We start from the raw sequence: 17,035 nt of genomic DNA on the forward strand, positions 1-17,035 counted from the left end.
GAGCGCCTGAGCGCCTGAGCGCCTGAGCGCCTGAGCGCCTGAGCGCCTGAGCGCCTGAGCGCCGTCTATCGAGCGAACCCCTCCGTGATCGAGTCACGTCAACCAAGCAGATCGCCACAAGGAGCACTAAGCGCCAAAAACAACGTGAATACGACTTCGCGCAGGTCAGACCCCTGCCGGGTGATCCACAACCCACCCGCAGTTGTCCACATCTCCCCGCGAACGCTTTCCACAACCGGACATCGGTTATCCACAGGCCCTGTTTCACGTGAAACCAGTGCCCGTTCTCGCCTCGTTGAGCGCTGTTTCGGCGTGATGAGCACGCCAAATCACCGTTCCAGGCCTCCGCCCGGCAACCCGTGGCAGGGGTCACGATTCCGCGTTCCACAGGCGGGACGGCTTCTGTCCACACCGTTATCCACAGGTCCCTGTGGAGAGTGGTTTCACGTGAAACCACGTGTCCACAACTCGCCGACCGGGGGGAGACAGGACCGCCAGGCTGGGCTAGATTCTGCAGGTGGCCGATACCCCCATGCCCCTTCCCGGCTTCACTGCGTGGCCCTCGTTCCCTTTCGAGGGTGATATCAAGGTCAAGCAGCTTGACCCGCCGGTGGACAACGAGCCCGCCCGCAAGGGTGAGGACTCTGCCGACTGCACGGCCTGCGCCGCGCCGGACGACGCGTACATCTGGGTGAACGAACGCTGGCGGGTGCGGACCATGGACCGCCCGACCGGGCTGCCCATGGTGCTGATGCTTGAGCCGCGATCGCACCTCGATCTGGGCGACCTCCCCAACCTCCTCGCCGCCGAACTCGGCGTGATGACCGTGCGGCTGGAGCGGGCGATGCGTTCGCTCGACAACGTCGCCCGGGTTCACGTCTACCGCTGGGGTGACGGCGCCGCCCACCTGCACGTGTGGTTCATGGCGCGGCCGACCGGCCAGCTCCAGCTGCGCGGCACGTTCCTCCCGCTGTGGGACGACATCCTGCCGCCGATTCCGGAGGACCAGTGGAAGGAGAGCCTGGCGCATGTCGCCGCCTGGCTCGCCGAGTTCGGGGGCACTCCCCTGGCGCAGCCGCCGCGTATCGACTGGCAGGCGCCGGCCAAGCTCGGCGAAGCCTGAGCACGGGGCAAGGACGCTGTGACGGGAGCGGGTCTGGTTTCACGTGAAACCAGACCCGCTCCCTTTGTGTTCAAAGCGATCGCGCACCACGGCCGACCGCAGGCGAGCCGCTGACGCTCCGATACCGCCAGCCGTGCACATCTCCGGCCGAGCACCTGGCCAGCCGACCACATCGCCAGCCGACGGCAGGGTCGGTCGACGATGTCGGCGGGGGTCGGAGTGCGGCCGGGTTCACCACGGCAGCAGTCCGTCCTCCTGGAGGAAGACCCCCGTCGGCGGTGCGTCCTGGGTCGCCACGCTGACGACGATGCGAGCACCCTCCTCCGCCGTACGGTGGCCGCTGTGGTTGTTGAGGTCGGTCGCGGTGAAGCCGGGGTTCGCCGCGTTCACGGTGATGCCGGTGTCACGCAGCTCCTTGGCCCAGCAGACGGTGGCCATGTTCAACGCGCTCTTGCTGGAGGCTTACGCCAGGTACGCCATCGCGTAGAACGGCGACCCCGGGTCCAGGGCGAGTCCGATCGAGCCGAGGTCGCTCGACACGTTGACGATGCGCCCCCGGTCGGCTCGGCGCAGCAGCGGCAGGAGCGCGTTGGTGACGGTGACGACGCCGAACACGTTCGTCTCGTACACCTCGCGCAGCGTCGCCAGGGTCGCCTCGCTCGGCAGCGCCGACCCGTCGTAGCGCGCGATGCCGGCGTTGTTCACGAGCACGTCCAGGTGCCCGTGCTCGGCTTCGAGTCGAGCCGCCGCGGCGGCGACCGAGGCGGGGTCGGTGACGTCGAGCTGAACGAAGTCGACGCGGTGGCCCTCCTTCCGCAGCGCCGCCGCGGCCGCCTCGCCTCGCTCGGCGGAGCGGGCGGCGAGCAGGACGGTGTACCCGTGAGCGCCGAGGCCTCGAACCGTCTCGTACCCGATTCCCTTGTTGGCACCAGTGACCAGAGCAATCTTCGTCATGCCTACAGCGTCATGGCCGGCGTGCAGGACAGGGAGGCCACCGCCGGTGGTGGTACCGGCAGTACCTCCCACAGTGACGATCTGACGGGCAGGCTAGGGGTGTGAACAGAGAAGCGTTCGCGGAGTTCGTGCGCAGCCGCCGGGCCCGGCTGCGTCCGGCCGATGTCGGCCTGCCCGAGGGCGGCACCCGCCGTACGCCGGGCCTGCGCCGCCAGGAGGTCGCGCAGCTGGCCGGTATCTCGATCGAGTACTACATCCGGCTGGAGCAGGCCAGGGGGCCGCATCCGTCGCGGCAGGTGCTGTCCGCGCTGGCGCGGGCACTGCTGCTGAACTCCGACGAGCGGGCGCACCTGTTCCAGCTCGCGGGCGTGCTGCCCCAGCCGGGCGACGGCCCGCCGCGTGATGTGCCGGACGGCATCCGGCAGCTGCTGGTCGCGCTGACCGAGGTGCCCGCGTACGTGCTGGACGCCAAGTACGAGATCCTCGCGTGGAACGACATGGCGTCCCGGCTGCTGCTCGGCGGCCCGGTCGCCGACCTGGCGGCGATCGCGCCCGAGCAGCGCAACGTGGTCCGGTGGACGTTCCAGTCGCCGGAGTTGCGACACCACCTGGCCGACGAGCAGGCGGCCCGGTTCGCCCGCTCCTCCGTCGCCGACCTGCGCGCCGCCCGCACCCGCTACCCCGGCGACCGGGGTGTGCGGGACCTGGTCGACGAGCTGCTGCGTACCAGTCCGGAGTTCGGCGAGATCTGGTCGGAGCACGAGGTGGAGAGCCACCGGACCATGACCAAGCGGATGGCGCACCCGGTGGCCGGCCCGCTGGAGCTGGAGTGCCAGGTGCTGCTGGTGCCTGACCGGGATCAGCGGCTGGTGGTGTACACGGCCGCTCCGGGCTCGCCGTCGGCCCAGGCCCTCCGGACTCTTGCGGCCGCCGGTCAGCCGCGGCACTAGCCGGGTATGCGGAAGGACCCCTCCTCGACGCACCGCGTTGAGAAGGGGTCCTTTCGCTGTTCGGTCAGCGCTGGGTGGCCCGGTGGACGAGGGTGGCGAGGACCTCGCCGAGGTCGAGCCCGCCCGCCTGGATCGCCATCGGCAGCAGCGAGGTCTCGGTCATGCCGGGCGCCACGTTCACTTCGAGCACGGTGCAGTCGCCGTCCGGGGTGACGATCAGGTCCACCCGGGACAGGTCGCGCAGGCCGAGTGCGTTGTGCGCGGCGAGCGCGGTCTTGACGACGTGTGCGGTCACCTCGGGTGAGAGCCGGGCCGGGGTGTGCCAGGTGGTCAGTCCGGCGGTGTACCGGGCGGCGTAGTCGTACACGCCGTTGCTGGGGACGATCTCGACCGGGGGCAGGGCGAACGGACCCTCGCCGAGGTCGAGCACCGACACGGCCACGTCCACGCCCTCGACGTACCGTTCGACGAGCGCGGTCTGGTGGTACGCGAAGCAGCCGACCATCGCCGCGGGCAGCTCCGACGCCTCGGACACCACCGCGGCGCCCAGCCCGGAGCCGCCCTGGGCCGGCTTGACCATCAGGGGCAGGCCGAGCCGGTCGACGATCCGTTCGAGCACCGCGACGGCGCCGAGCTCCGAGAAGCGGTCGTGCGGCAGTGCCACCCAGTCCGGCGTGGGGATGCCGGACTCGCTCAGCACCGCCTTGGCGGACGGCTTGTCCCAGGCGAGCCGGGAGGAGCGGGCGTCGCAGCCGACGTACGGCACGCCGCAGAGGTCGAGCACGCCGCGCAGCGAGCCGTCCTCGCCGGTGGAGCCGTGCAGCGCGATGAACACCGCGTCCGGCGGATCGGCCTTGAGCGTGGGCAGCAGCGTCACGTCGGCGTCGGCCGGCTCCGCCTCGACTCCGGCGGCGCGCAGTGCGTCTAGGACCCGGGCGCCGGAGCGCAGCGACACGTCGCGCTCGTACGAAAGCCCGCCCGCTAGGACCAGGCAGCGTAGTTCGCCGACGGTTGCGGGCGGGGCAGAGTACTCGGTCACAGGATCAGATCATGCCAAGTCGGGCCCGGGGGCGTGCGCGCCGGGCCGCTGGGGACCGTACGCGCCGTCCAGCGGGCCGGCGCCGGCGAAGACGGCGCGCAGCGCCAGCTCCTCCTCCACGACGCCGGCGAGGCGGCGCACGCCCTCACGGATGCGCTCGGGCGACGGGAACGAGAAGTTGAGGCGCAGGTGCTGCCGGCCGGTGCCGTCGGCGTAGAAGCCGGTTCCGGGCACGTACGCCACCCGCGCGGCGATGGCGCGGGGCACCATGGCCTTCGAGTCCAGGCCCTCGGGCAGGGTCGCCCACACGAACAGGCCGCCCGCCGGGCGGGTCCAGGTGGTGCCCTCGGGCATCAGGTCGGCCAGCGCGGACAGCATGGTGTCGCGGCGCTCGGCGTAGATCTGCTGGTACGTCTTGAGCTGCTGGCGCCACGGCATGGTGGACAGGTACGTGCTGACCACGGACTGGGCGAAGTTGCTGGGGCACAGGATGTTGGCCTCGGTGGTGATCACCAGTTTGTCCCGCACCGCGTGCGGGGCCAGGATCCAGCCGACCCGCAGGCCCGGCGCGAACGTCTTGGAGAAGGTGCTCAGGTAGAAGACGCCGTCGCGGCGGCGGGCGCGCAGCGGTCGCGGGGCCTCGCCCTCGAACCCGAGGCGGCCGTACGGGTCGTCCTCGATCACCAGCAGCCCGGCCCGCTCGCAGATGTCGAGCACCTGCTCGCGGCGCTCCTCCGACAGGGTGACGCCGGCCGGGTTCTGGTACGTCGGGATGGTGTAGAGGAACTTGACCCGGCGGCCGAGCCGCCGCTGCTCCGCGATCGCGGTCTCCAGCGCGGCCGGGATGAGCCCGTCGTGGTCCATCGGCACGTGCACGACCTCGGCCTGCGCGGCCTGGAACACGCCCAGCGCGCCCACGTAGGTCGGGCCCTCGGCGAGGATGACGTCGCCCGGGTCGAGGAACAGGCGGGCGATCAGGTCGAGCGCCTGCTGGCCGCCGATGGTGACGACGACGTCCTCCGGGGACGCGCCGACCGAGGCGTCGATGCCGACGTCGGCCATCAGGGCGCAGATCTGCTCGCGCAGCTCCGGCATGCCCTGGCCGAGCCCGTACTGCAGGGCGGTGGCACCGGACTTGGCGACGAGTTCGCCGATGACCTCACCGACGGCGTCGAGCGGCAGCGCGGAGATGTACGGCATACCCCCGGCGAGCGACACGACCTCCGGGCGGTTTGCCACGGCGAAGAGAGCTCGGATCTCCGATGCGGTCATCCCCGAGATGCGCTGCGCGTATCGGTCGGTGTAGTCGTCGAGCGTGGTGCCCGTCTCCGTCACGATCCCTCCCAGTGCCGTGGACACGCCGGTACGATCGGCGTTCCGCAGAGTCAGTCTTCGAATCGTACGCTCGGTGAAGTCGGTCTTGAACCGACATTCGGTCGAATCCATCCAACGGGATAGGGTGCAGTCGGGCAGAAGTCGGGCGTAAAGTCAATGAGTTACCCGTGGTACGGGGCGACTCGTGTCGGTCTGCGGCCTCAGCCGCAACGGAGCCGGAGCTGCACATGTCACGCAGAGTGGTCAATCTGACACTGGACACCCTCGAGGACCTGCCGAAGGGGTGCCGCAGCTGCGTGTTCTGGGAGCTCGATCCGGTGTCGGCCGAGCGCGCCTGCGCCGCCGGTGATCCGGGCCTGGAGAAGGAGGCGTGGGTCTCGCAGACCCTGCTGGAGTGGGGCTCCTGCGGCAAGATCGCCTATGTCGACGGTATGCCCGCCGGTTTCGTCCTCTACGCCCCGCCGATGTACGTGCCGCGCGGCAGCGCCTTCCCCACGTCGCCGGTCTCCCCCGACGCCGTCCAGTTGATGACCGCGCACGTGGTCGCCGCCTTCGCCGGCGGCGGCCTGGGCCGGGTGCTGATCCAGTCCGTCGCCCGCGACCTGACCAAGCGCGGCGTGAAGGCGATCGAGGCCTTCGGCGACGCCAAGTTCGGCGAGCGCGACGAGGACGAGACCAGGCAGACCAGCTGCCTGGCCCCGGCCGACTTCTTCACGGCCGTCGGCTTCAAGACGGTGCGGCCGCACCCCCGCTACCCGCGGCTGCGGATGGAGCTGCGCACGGCCCTGTCGTGGAAGTCCGACGTGGAGTACGCGCTGGAGAAGCTGCTCGGCTCGATGAGCCCCGAGATCCTGCGCCCCAGCGTCCGTCCCGCCGTGCGGGGCACGACCAACTAGCGGGGCAGCCGCTCGCGCATCGTCAGCTCGGCCCGGTCCGCCGCGGCCAGCCCGGCGTGCCAGCCCTCGCGGTTGCTGACCGACGCGCTGCGCCCGGTGCGCTCGGGGAACAGCGCCTCGAACGCCTGGTCCACCGCCTCGGCCCGCGCCGCCAGCAGCGGCACCAGGTCCGTTCCCGCGACCACCTCCGCGTCGACCTGCTCGGTCGCGTCCGCCAGCCGCTCACCGACCCGCTGCGCGTACGCGGTGAGGAAGGACTGCCGGAACGAGCGGGTGTTGTTGCGGCCGTAGCGGTCGGCGCGCGGACCGGTCGCCGTCATCGCCCGCGTCGCCTGCACGAGCAGCGACGTGAACAGCAGCTCCACCGCCTCCAGATCGGCCTCGAAGCCGACCACGGTGCTCAGGCCCCACTCCTTCATGAACACGGCGTGGCACCGGTTGGCCTCGGCGACCGCCTGCAGCAGCAGGCACTTGGGCAGCTCGTACGGGTTGTCGACCGCGATCCGCAGCACCGCCGGGGCATCCGCCCCGCCCTCGGCGGCCGCGAGCCGGGCCGCGTCGATGCTGTGCCGCGCCATCAGCTCCTGCGCCTTGGCGGTGAACGCCTCGGCCTCGTCCGGATACGAGGTCGACTCGGCCTTGGCCAGCAGCGCCCGGATGCGATCGAGTTGCCGCTCCTCCCCCGTGGCGGCGGGCACCCGGCGGCGGACCTGCCGCGGTGCGGCCGCCGTGCCCGGAGCCGGCACGACCAGCTCCATCCGGGGCAGGCGCAGGCACAGTTCGACCAGCGATACGACATAGTCAACCAGATCGCCGCGGTTGAGACCGTGCCGCGCGGCTGCCTGGGGTGCGTAGGCGAGCTGCCCGTCCCACCACACGGCCGCCTTGAGCTCGTCGAGCTGGGCCTGCCAGCGCGGGTCGACCTGTTCGGCGGGGAAGCCGCGCATCGCGCCCGCCATCGCGTCGACCGAGAGCTCCGCCGAGGTGCTGTCGAAGGTGCGGCGGACCGCGCGGGCCAGCTCCACGGGCTGCCAGCAGGCATCCCAGGCCCGCTGCACAGCCTTCTCCAGCACCAGGTGCATCGCGGCGTCGACGACCTGCTCGCCGAGCGAGGAGGTGAGGATCTGGCCGCGGACCAGCATGTAGTGGCGCTCGTCGCCGTTGCGCAGGGAAAGGACGGCCTCGTGGAGCATGCGCTCCGCGTAGAAGACCGGCGAGGGGCCGGTTTCGCTCACTTGCTCAGCTCTCCCAGGGCCAGGCGCAGCTGGCTGACGTCGATGGTGCCGGTCTTCACGTCGATCTCGGCCGGGTAGTACATGCGCTGCACCGCCGCCACGATCGCCTCCACCACGCGCTCCCGGAACATCGGGTCGGTGAGCTGGGCGCGGTCCTTGGGCGAGGTCAGGTAGCCGACGTCGACTCGTACCGCCGGCATGCGGGTGTAGCGCAGCAGCTCCCACGTCTTGGCGTGGGTGTGGCAGTTGCGCAGGCCGGTGCGGGCCACGATCTCGCGCTGCACCAGCCCGGCCAGCCGCTCCCCCATCGTCGAGGTGACGCCGTTCTCGGTGCCGTAGTGGTACGTGGCGACGCCGTCGGCCTCGGGGTTGTGGTGGCCGTCGATGTGCAGCGAGATCAGCAGGTCGGCGCTGAGGTCGTTGGCGAGCTGCGCCCGGTCGGCGTCGCTGGGCGCCTCGATCGGCAGCGGCCCGCGGGTCAGGTGCACCCGCATCCCGGCGGCGGCCAGGCGGCCCTCCAGGCGGGTGGCGAGGTCGTACGCGAGGTCGGCCTCGGTCCAGCGCAGCGGCCCGTCGGGGACGACCACGCCCGGGTCGGAGCCGCCGTGCCCGGGGTCGACCACGATCTGGCGGCCGACCAGGCTCGGTCCCGAGGCCCGGAACAGCGACTCCTCGCGCAGCTTCAGCGGCGAGCCGCCGGTCACCTTGCGGCCCAGGCGGCGCAGCGTGTGCAGCGTCTGCGGGCCGCAGGAGCCGTCGGGCACCAGGCCCATCTCGCGCTGGAACGCCGACAGCGCCTTGGCGGTACGGGCACCGTAGGTGCCGTCGGTGCGCCCGGCGTCGTACCCCATCTCCAGCAGCCGCTCCTGCAGCTGGCGCACGTCGTCGCCGCGCAGCGGGTTGGAGACGCTGTAGTAGAGCGTCCGGGCGCCCAGCGTCCATCTGGCGGCGTCCAGGGCGCGCCAGGTCTCCGCGCCCACCTCGCCGTCGACGGACAGGCCCCGGCTCTGCTGGAACGCGCGCACGGCCCGTTCCGTGGCGTCGTCGAAGTGGTCGGCCTCCGCCGAGTCCGGGGCGGGCTGCATCAGGCCGAGGGTGACCAGGATCTGCCGGATCTCGGTGACGGCAGGGCCACGCTCACCGCGCTTGATCGCTCGCACAGGCGGACCTCCAGAGAAACCTCACAAATGCCACCGGAGCCTACCGCGCCCGTCGGCTCGCCAGTGACGCGCGCCACGGTTACAGCTCTCCGGGGGCGCCGTCACAGGACGAGGCCCCGAGCCTGAGCCCGGGGCCTCGGTGAATAAGGTCAGAGCGCGGACTCGATCAGACGGACGATGTCGCCCTTCGGGCGGGCGCCCGCGACCGACTGCACCGGCTGGCCGCCCTTGAACAGGGTCAGCGTCGGCACCGACATGACCCGGTAGGCCCGCGCCGTCTCCGGGTTGGCGTCGATGTCCAGCTTCACGATGGTGACCTGGTCCTTCATCTCGGTGGCGATCTCCTCGAGCACCGGGGCGACCTTGCGGCACGGACCGCACCACTCGGCCCAGAAGTCCACCAGGACCGGCTTGTCGGACTGCAGCACATCGGCGACGAACGAGGCGTCGGTGACCGCCTTGGCGGAACCCATCTGTCTCTCCTAACTCGGATCTGTACTCGAAAGCTCGCTTTTTCAGTGCGCCAGACTGAAGTTCTGTTCCCGGCCTCAGTGGGCCAGGAAGCGCTCCGCGTCCAGCGCGGCCGTGCAGCCGGTGCCGGAGGCGGTGATGGCCTGGCGGTACGTGTGGTCGACCAGGTCACCGGCCGCGAAGACGCCGGGGATGCTGGTACGGGTGCTCGGCGCGTCGACCTTCACGTAGCCCTCGTCGTCCAGTTCGACCTGGCCGACGAACATCTGGCTGCGCGGGTCGTGGCCGATGGCGACGAAGACGCCGGTGACCGGCAGCTCGCGGGACTCGCCGGTGATCACGTTGTGCACGCGGATGCCGGAGACCTTGCCGTCGGCGCCCAGCACCTCGTCGATCACGGTGTTCCACTCCACCGAGATCTTCTCGTTGGACAGGGCGCGCTCAGCCATGATCTTGCTGGCGCGGAACTCGTCGCGGCGGTGGATGATCGTCACGTGCTCGGCGAACCGGGTGAGGAACGTGGCCTCCTCCATCGCCGAGTCGCCGCCGCCGACCACCACGATGCGCTGGCCCCGGAAGAAGAAGCCGTCGCAGGTCGCGCAGGAGGAGACGCCGTGGCCGAGCAGCTCCTTCTCGCCGGGCACGTTCAGCGGCCGCCAGGCCGAGCCGGTGGTCAGGATGACCGCGCGGGCACGGTACTCGGTGTCGCCGACCCAGACGCTCTTGATCTCGCCGGACAGCTCGACCCGGGTCGCGTTGTCGGTGATGAACTCGGTGCCGAACCGCTCCGCCTGCTTGCGCATCTGGTCCATCAGTTCGGGGCCCATGATGCCGTCGGGGAACCCGGGGAAGTTCTCGATCTCGGTGGTGGTCATCAGCGCGCCACCGGACTCGACGCCCTCGATGAGCAGCGGCTTGAGGCTCGCCCGTGCGGCGTATACGGCAGCGGTGTAACCGGCCGGACCCGAGCCGACGATGATCAGGTTTCGGACGTTCTCCACGAAACGCGCTCCCTAGCGATCGGTTCGCCGTGCTGACGCAGGCTGAAACGCCATCGTACGGAGCGCGCATTCCATTACCACGCCCGTGGTGGGTCAGCTCACTGTGTCTACTCCGCCGCGATCCGGAACAGCTCGTCAGAGCCGTTGACACCGCACTGCGGACCCGCCGCCACGACCCAGTGCCCGTCCGGTCCGGCGATCGAGAGGACGATCGCGGGGTGCCCCTCGAAGCGGGCGAAGTCGACCAGTTCGACCGTGCCCGGCGTCGATGAGAGCACCGCGCTGAGGCAGCTCACGAGCGCGGGCTGCGAGGTCGCCAGGTACTGCAGCTCCGCGGGCGTCCGCGCCGACAGATCGTCGGTGGCCGAGGTCTTCGGCGTGCCCTTCGTGCTCAGCGTCGTGACCGGCGGCTCCGCGCTCTCCCGCACGTTCGGGGCGATCGTGTTCCGGTTGTAGTCCTCGCCGCTCGCCGTCAGCGGGACCGACGGGAACAGCTCGGCGCTGGCGGGCTTCTCCGCCGCGCTGTCGAAGGCGACGTCGCCGCCGAACTGCGACAGCGGCAGCGACACTCCGGCCACCGCGAGCGCGGCCGCGGCGACGCCGACCGGCACCGCCCAGCGGCGACGGCGGCGGTCAGCCGGGACGGGCCTGCGGTCCAGCGCACGTTCGCCGGTGCCGGGGCGCGGTAGGGGGGCGGGCACCGCGGCGAACTGCGGTCCGGCCAGCAGCTCGTCGAAGCGGGCGGCCAGGTCGGCCGGCATGGGTTCGGTGGCCGCCGCGAGCAGGGCCAGGTCGGCCGAGACCAGCGGGAGTGCGGTGCGCAGCCGGTCGGCGGCCTCCGCCCAGGCCGGGTCGTGCGCCACGAGGTCGGCGACCAGGGCCTCGTCGGGGGTGCCGTCAAGGGCACCGTCGACGTAGTCGGCGAGCAGATCGAGATCGACCGTGCTCATCAGGCGCCTCCTCTCGGCGTGATCTGGCTGTCGCGCGGCTGCGCGGTCGTGTCGGGTCGGACGTCGCCGTCGCCGCTGAGGTTGCGTAGGTGGCCCAACATCACAGCCAACCGCGCACGACCGCGGGAGCAGCGGCTCTTGATGGTGCCCTCCGCCACGCCCATCATGACCGCCACCTCGGCCACCGAGTAGCCCTGCAGGTCGACCAGGACGAGTGCGGCACGCTGCTCGTACGGCAGCTCGGCCAGGGCCGCGCGGACCACCATCGCGGTGTCGTGGTCAGTGGTCGGGGCGGCCGGCTCGTGACGTCCGACACCACGGTCGTCGTCGTCGGGCCCGGCCTGGCCGGGCAGCGGCACGGTGGCGTGGGTCTGGCGCCGCCGCAGCCGGTCGACGCACGCGTTGACCACGATCCGGTGCAGCCAGGTGGTGACGGCGGCCTCGCCCCGGAACCGGGCCGCCGCGCGGTGGGCCGACAGCATGGCTTCCTGGAGCGCGTCGGCGGCGTCCTCGCGGTCGCTGACGGTACGCACCGCGACCGCCCACAGCCGGTCGCGGTGCCGACGGAACAGCAGCCCGAAAGCGTCGGGGTCACCAGCGACGTGGGCTCGCAGCAGCTCCTCGTCGGAACGGGGATCCGTGGCGGTCACTGCACCTCGACCACGATCTCCTGCACGCCGATGCGGTACTTGTTCGCGGTCTCCAGCGGCAGGTCGGTGATCCAGACCATGAGGTACCGGTACGGCACCGAGGTGTCGGTGGGGAACACCATCGTGGTGCCGGAGTCCTTGCCGATCGGCTCACCCAGCCGCTTGTACGTGTCGACGATGGTCCGGTCACCGGCGCTGTTGGCCGGCTGGTCGGCGTTGCCGTAGCGCAGCTCGGCCGAGGCGCCCGGCACGGTCAGCTGCACCTTCACGCTGGAGACCAGCGACGGCTGGTCCAGCTTGATCAGGATGCCCATGCCGGACTTGCTGTTGCCGAAGTTCGAGCGGTTGTAGTAGCGGCTGGTCTGCCACGCGGTCTTCGGGTTGCCGTCGACGATCAGCTCGGCGTCCTTGGTCTCGCTGCGGTCGCCCTTGGGGTCGACGATGCGGACCTGGTCGGCACGCAGGTTCAGGGCGTGCGCCCGCGCCACGGGTGACGTGGTGACCTGCGGCGAAGGGCTGGCCGAAGCCTGGGCCAGCGGGTCGTCGCCGCCGGAGTTGAGCGCCCGGATCGCGAAGACCAGCCCGGCGACGACCAGGGCCACCGCTACACCGCCCGCGATGAGCAGCTTGGGCGTGGTGGCCTTGGTGGTGACCTCGGGGGTGGCGTCGTCGGCGAAGCGCAGCGTGCCGTTGCCGCCCAGCAGCAGCCGCTCGCCGGTGTCCAGCCGGGCCAGCTCCCCGGCGAGCACCTGGGAGGTGGGCAGCGCGAGCTTGCCGTCGAGCAGGTCCATGACCAGGTCGTCGAGGTACGTCGGCACACCGGCGCGGACGTTGCGCGGGGCGACGAGCGCGCCCGTGCCGTCGCGGCGCCCGTCGGGCAGGGCGGACCGCCCGGCCTCGGCGGGCCAGTGGCCGGTGAGCATGAAGTAGGCGAGCGCCCCGAGGCTGCGCACGTCGGCCTCGGCGCTGGTGTGGGAGTCGACCCGGGCGTCGGCGAGCACGACCCGGCCGTCGTTGGCGACCAGCACGGTGCCGGGGTGCACGTTGCCGTGCGCCATGCCGCTGGTGTGCAGCGCGGCCACCGCGTCGGCGACCGCGTGCAGGACCGTGGTGGTGCGCTCGGCGTCGAAGGGGCCCTCGTCGGCGACCAGGTCGCGCAGGGCCACGCCCTCGATCCACTCGCGGACCACGTAGGCCTGGGTGCCCTCGTCGATGGCGTCGTAGACGCCGATCAGGTTGGGGTGCACGACGCGGCTGGCGGTCACCGCCGCCGACAGCATCTCCTCGGCGGACGAGCCGCCGGGGCGCCGGAGCACGAGGGCAACGGGGCGGCGGAGCACGACGTCGACGCCGCGCCACACCTGGCGGCCGGCGCTGTCGTTGTTGATGTGCTCCTCCAGGCGATACCGCTCGGCCAGCACGTCGCCGACCGAGAGCCCGCCCCGGGCTCCCGCCGCCGGCTCGGCCGCGCGTGGACCCTCGCCGACCTGGGTCACCCGTCCTCCCCCTCGTAAGCAGTGTGTCTTCGCATCGATGACTTCGGCCGCCGCCGAACTCGCGAGGACGCCGTCCGCTACTTAGAGAGCCTAGGCGCTCCGCTCGGTTGCCGAGTGCGACCTTACAGCTATCCGACGGATCGGCGTACCGGTAAGGCGCCCCGTTCTCGGAATCGAACGTATACCACCCGGCGAGTCAGATACTCCCTGCGCAGGACACAAAATGGCTACGCTTCCTCCATATCGGGCAAAACAGGCGGGGGGCGCTGATGGATGCCGAGGCGATCAGGGCCGGGTACGCCTTCGACGGGGCCTCGCTCGAGCTCGGTGCGCTCGTGACCGACGGCGGCGCGGCCGACGCGCGGTGCCCGGTCCGGGTGCCGCTGGCCATGCTGAACCGGCACGGCCTGGTCGCGGGCGCGACCGGCACCGGCAAGACCAAGACCCTGCAGGTCCTGGCCGAGCAGCTGTCCGCGGCGGGGGTGCCGGTCTTCCTGGCCGACATCAAAGGCGACGTCAGCGGTATGGCCGCGGCCGCCGCCCCGTCCGACCGCGTCACCGAACGGATGACCGAGCTGGGGCAGCCCTGGGCGCCCACGGCGTACCCGTGCGAGTTCCTCACCCTCGGGGGCAAGGGGACGGGGGTGCCGATCCGCGCCACCGTCACCGACTTCGGGCCGCTGCTGCTGTCCAAGGTGCTCGACCTCACCGAGGTGCAGCAGTCCTCGCTCAACCTGGTGTTCCACTTCGCCGACCAGAAGGCGCTGCCGCTGGTCGACCTCAAGGACCTGCGCGCGGTTATCCAGTACCTGGTCTCCGAGGAGGGCGCCGCCGAGCTGAAGAACCTGGGCGGGCTGTCGAAGCAGACCGCCGGCGTGCTGCTGCGCGAGCTGATCGAGTTCAGCGACGCCGGCGCGGACGCGTTCTTCGGCGAGCCGCAGTTCGACACCCCTGACCTGCTGCGCACCGCCCCCGACGGCCGGGGCATGGTCACCATCCTGGAGCTGCCCGGCGTGGTCGCCCAGCCCGCCCTGTTCTCCTCCTTCCTGATGTGGCTGCTCGCCGAGCTGTACGAGGAGCTGCCCGAGGTCGGCGACCTCGACAAGCCGAAGCTGGTCTTCTTCTTCGACGAGGCCCACCTGCTGTTCAAGGACGCGTCCAAGGCGTTCCTGGAGTCGATCACCCAGACGGTGCGGCTGATCCGCTCCAAAGGAGTAGGTGTCTTCTTCGTCACGCAGACGCCGAAGGACGTACACGCCGACGTGCTGGCGCAGCTGGGCAACCGGGTTCAGCACGCGCTGCGGGCGTACACGCCCGACGACGCCAAGGCGCTCAAGGCGACCGTGTCCACGTTCCCCCGCTCGGACTACGACCTGCAGCAGGTGCTGACGCAGCTGGGCACGGGTGAGGCGATCGTCACGGTGCTCAACGAGAACGGCGCCCCGACGCCGGTGGCCTGGACCAGGCTGCGCGCGCCGCAGTCGCTGATGGCGGCGGTCGACCCGGCGGTGCTGGCCGCGGTCGCCGCCGCCTCACCCCTGGGGGCGAAGTACAACCAGCCGGTGGACCGCGAATCGGCGTACGAGATCCTCACCGCGCGCATCGCCGCCGCCGCTCCCCCGCCGCAGGCCGCTCCCCCGCCCGCTCGCCAGCAGGCCCAGCCCAGGCCCGAACCCAGCATGGCCGAGCAGATCCTCGGCTCCAAGACCACCAAGCGCCTGCTCACCACAGCCGCCGCCGCGGCGGGTACCGCCATCATCCGCAGCATCTTCGGCACCCGACGCCGCCGCTGACGCGCCCCGCGTCCAGCCACACCACCCCACACCGCGCGACGCCGTGCTGCGGCCCCCACTCCGCGCCGCGAGCGCCCGCGTCTCGGTGCAGTTTCGGGGAAACTGCTGGAATCTTGGCCCGGATAGCCGCAGTTTCCCCGAAACTGCGGCTATCCGAACCACGCCCGCGTGCTCGCGCGCCCGAAGAAGGCGCCGGGTTACCGCCCGAGGCGGCGGCGGACCATGCCGATGACGTCGTGGACCTCTTCGACGCGCAGGGCGAGGGTGACCGCGCCGTACACGCCGCAGATGATCAGGCCGCCGAAGATCAGGGTGACCCAGGCGGTGAGGCTGCTCACCGTGGTCTGGGTGGCGCCCATGTACAGCAGCTTGACGCTGCCCCACCCGGCCGCCGCCGCGACCAGCGCCGCGACCAGCACCTTCGCCAGGGTGGCGGAGATGCGGCGCAGGCCGATCAGGCCGATCCGCCGCTTCAGCAGCACCGCCGAGAACAGCGCGGCCGCGATGTACGACACCGCGTTGCCGAACATCATGCCGACCGCCGTGGTGCCGATCGCGAAGGCGGCGACCCAGCCGAGCTGCAGCGACAGCCGCAGCGAGATCACCGGCAGGTTGATCAGGGCCGGCGTCTTCGTGTCCTGCATCGAGTAGTAGCTGAAGTTGAACAGCTGGCTGATCGCGAACGGCAGCAGCGCCAGCCCGGCCACCATCAGCACCGGCGCGGTGTGGATCGAGGCCTCGCGGTCCACGGCGCCGCGCTCGAACAGCGCGATCGCGATCGGCAGCGCGAGCACGGCGTAGGTGACCGCGATGGGCGCGATGACCACGGACACCATCCGGATGCCGCGCCCCAGGTCGGCCGCGATGTCGCCGGCCCGGCCGTCGGCGGCGGCGGCGCTCATGCGCGGCAGCAGCGCCGTGATGATCGAGACCGCGATGATGCCGTGCGCCATCATCATCAGCAGGAAGACGTTGTTGTAGATCATCGGGCCGGGGCCGTGCTTCTGGCCCCGGTTGAGCAGGTTCGTCATCACCAGCAGCGCGACCTGGTTGACGATCACGTAGCAGAGCATCCAGCCGCCGATGCGGGCGAGCCGCCGCAGGCCGAGCTCGCGGAAGCCGAACCGCAGCCGCCAGCGGAAGCCGACCTTGCGCAGCGCGGGCAGCAGGCCCATCGACTGGATCAGGATGCCGAGCAGCACGCCGCCGCCGAGCAGCAGGATCTCGCCCCGGGTGACCTGGGTCGGGTCGGTGACCGGCTTGTCGTGGTAGATGACCATGAACGCGATGCCGGTGCCGATGACCACGATGTTGTTCAGGATCGGGGTCCACATGGGCGGCCCGAACCGGCCCCGGGTGTTCAGCACCGCGCTGCACAGGCCGGTCACGCCGTAGAAGAAGATCGTCGGCAGCATCAGGTACGACAGGGCCGTGATCAGGTCCCGGTACTCCTGCGGGTTGCCGCTGGCGTAGGTCAGCGACAGCAGCGGGGCGCAGATGACCGCCAGCACGGTGGTGATGCCGAGCACGATCATGGTGATCGTGAGCAGCCGCTGCGTGTACGCCTCGCCCCGGTCCGGGTCGGTCTTGCGCGCCCGGACCAGCATCGGCACCAGCACGCTGGACAGGATGCCGCCGAGCAGCAGCTCGTAGATCATGCCCGGGAAGATCTGCGCCGTGGTGTACGTGTCGCCCAGCACCTCGGTGCCGATGGCCGCCGTCAGCACCGCCGTACGCAGGAAGCCCGTGCCCCGGCTGACCAGCGAGCCGACCGCCATCAGCATCGAGTTGCCGGCCGCGCCCTGGTGCTCCTCCTCGAAGCTGGGCTCGGCGGCGGCCTCCAGCTCCTCGGCGGGCAGCCCGTCGGAGACCAGCCGTGGCAGCACGGTGGTGTGATCGGCGGCGTCGACCGGGGGGAGGCGATCGGGGGCGGTCATGGCATGCACCATACCTGCGAATCAGCCTGAGCAGCCCGCCAAGTA

At 71.2% G+C, this 17,035-nt stretch carries 13 protein-coding genes and 2 pseudogenes; 4 read left to right on the top strand and 11 right to left on the bottom strand.

Features of this window, described 5'->3' with window-relative positions; all coding sequences use genetic code 11:
• Nucleotides 1–517: 517 nt before the first annotated feature.
• Nucleotides 518–1,111, top strand: a pseudogene (locus QEZ54_RS11800) (hypothetical protein); the annotation flags it as partial.
• Nucleotides 1,112–1,354: 243 nt separating this feature from the next.
• On the opposite strand, the pseudogene QEZ54_RS11805 reads toward QEZ54_RS11800, so the two are convergent.
• Nucleotides 1,355–2,077 (bottom strand): annotated as a pseudogene (locus tag QEZ54_RS11805) (SDR family oxidoreductase).
• Nucleotides 2,078–2,178: 101 nt separating this feature from the next.
• Here QEZ54_RS11805 and QEZ54_RS11810 point away from each other — a divergent pair.
• Nucleotides 2,179–3,027, top strand: a complete 849-nt coding sequence (locus QEZ54_RS11810; protein ID WP_281304605.1) for a helix-turn-helix domain-containing protein — start codon at nucleotides 2,179–2,181, stop codon at nucleotides 3,025–3,027.
• Nucleotides 3,028–3,091: 64 nt separating this feature from the next.
• On the opposite strand, the gene QEZ54_RS11815 is transcribed toward QEZ54_RS11810, so the two are convergent.
• Both QEZ54_RS11815 and QEZ54_RS11820 read right to left on the bottom strand, forming a co-directional pair.
• A complete protein-coding gene (locus tag QEZ54_RS11815) occupies nucleotides 3,092–4,066 on the bottom strand; it encodes a D-alanine--D-alanine ligase (protein WP_281304606.1) in 975 nt (324 codons plus the stop codon).
• Nucleotides 4,067–4,075: 9 nt separating this feature from the next.
• Nucleotides 4,076–5,338 (bottom strand): PLP-dependent aminotransferase family protein, encoded by a 1,263-nt coding sequence (locus tag QEZ54_RS11820; RefSeq protein ID WP_281304886.1) that lies wholly within the window; start codon nucleotides 5,336–5,338, stop codon nucleotides 4,076–4,078.
• Between the two features lie 290 nt (nucleotides 5,339–5,628).
• Between QEZ54_RS11820 and QEZ54_RS11825 the strand changes: the two genes are divergently transcribed.
• Nucleotides 5,629–6,297 carry a GNAT family N-acetyltransferase gene (locus QEZ54_RS11825; RefSeq protein WP_281304607.1) on the top strand — a complete coding sequence of 223 codons (669 nt, stop codon included), beginning with the start codon at nucleotides 5,629–5,631 and terminating at the stop codon, nucleotides 6,295–6,297.
• Here the strand turns inward: QEZ54_RS11825 and QEZ54_RS11830 are convergent.
• From QEZ54_RS11830 to QEZ54_RS11860, 7 genes are all read right to left on the bottom strand, one after another.
• On the bottom strand, nucleotides 6,294–7,532 hold the full coding sequence (locus tag QEZ54_RS11830) for a DUF2786 domain-containing protein (RefSeq protein WP_281304608.1): 1,239 nt from the start codon (nucleotides 7,530–7,532) through the stop codon (nucleotides 6,294–6,296). The two genes, QEZ54_RS11825 and QEZ54_RS11830, sit on opposite strands and share 4 nt — an antisense overlap.
• Entirely contained in the window at nucleotides 7,529–8,692 is a 1,164-nt protein-coding gene (locus QEZ54_RS11835) for an N-acetylmuramoyl-L-alanine amidase (protein WP_281304609.1), read from the bottom strand. The genes QEZ54_RS11830 and QEZ54_RS11835 overlap by 4 nt, the downstream gene beginning before the upstream one ends.
• 149 nt (nucleotides 8,693–8,841) lie before the next feature.
• Nucleotides 8,842–9,165, bottom strand: coding sequence for a thioredoxin (gene trxA / locus QEZ54_RS11840; RefSeq protein ID WP_217397311.1), 324 nt, complete (start codon nucleotides 9,163–9,165; stop codon nucleotides 8,842–8,844).
• Nucleotides 9,166–9,240: 75 nt separating this feature from the next.
• Entirely contained in the window at nucleotides 9,241–10,164 is a 924-nt protein-coding gene (gene trxB, locus QEZ54_RS11845; RefSeq protein WP_281304610.1) for a thioredoxin-disulfide reductase, read from the bottom strand.
• Between the two features lie 107 nt (nucleotides 10,165–10,271).
• Nucleotides 10,272–11,114 carry a hypothetical protein gene (locus tag QEZ54_RS11850; RefSeq protein ID WP_281304611.1) on the bottom strand — a complete coding sequence of 281 codons (843 nt, stop codon included), beginning with the start codon at nucleotides 11,112–11,114 and terminating at the stop codon, nucleotides 10,272–10,274.
• A complete protein-coding gene (gene sigM / locus QEZ54_RS11855; protein WP_281304612.1) occupies nucleotides 11,114–11,764 on the bottom strand; it encodes an RNA polymerase sigma factor SigM in 651 nt (216 codons plus the stop codon). Before sigM ends, QEZ54_RS11850 begins: the two co-directional genes overlap by 1 nt.
• Nucleotides 11,761–13,260: a protein kinase family protein gene (locus QEZ54_RS11860; RefSeq protein ID WP_281304613.1), complete on the bottom strand. Its 1,500-nt coding sequence runs from the start codon at nucleotides 13,258–13,260 to the stop codon at nucleotides 11,761–11,763. Before QEZ54_RS11860 ends, sigM begins: the two co-directional genes overlap by 4 nt.
• Nucleotides 13,261–13,529: 269 nt before the next feature.
• Between QEZ54_RS11860 and QEZ54_RS11865 the strand changes: the two genes are divergently transcribed.
• Nucleotides 13,530–15,053, top strand: a complete 1,524-nt coding sequence (locus QEZ54_RS11865; protein WP_281304614.1) for a helicase HerA-like domain-containing protein — start codon at nucleotides 13,530–13,532, stop codon at nucleotides 15,051–15,053.
• Nucleotides 15,054–15,250: 197 nt separating this feature from the next.
• Here the strand turns inward: QEZ54_RS11865 and murJ are convergent, their stop codons facing one another.
• Nucleotides 15,251–16,990, bottom strand: coding sequence for a murein biosynthesis integral membrane protein MurJ (murJ, locus tag QEZ54_RS11870; protein WP_281304615.1), 1,740 nt, complete (start codon nucleotides 16,988–16,990; stop codon nucleotides 15,251–15,253).
• Nucleotides 16,991–17,035 lie beyond the last annotated feature (45 nt).

The organism is Catellatospora sp. KI3 (assembly GCF_029948125.1).
In the GTDB taxonomy this organism is placed as follows: Bacteria; Actinomycetota; Actinomycetes; order Mycobacteriales; family Micromonosporaceae; genus Catellatospora.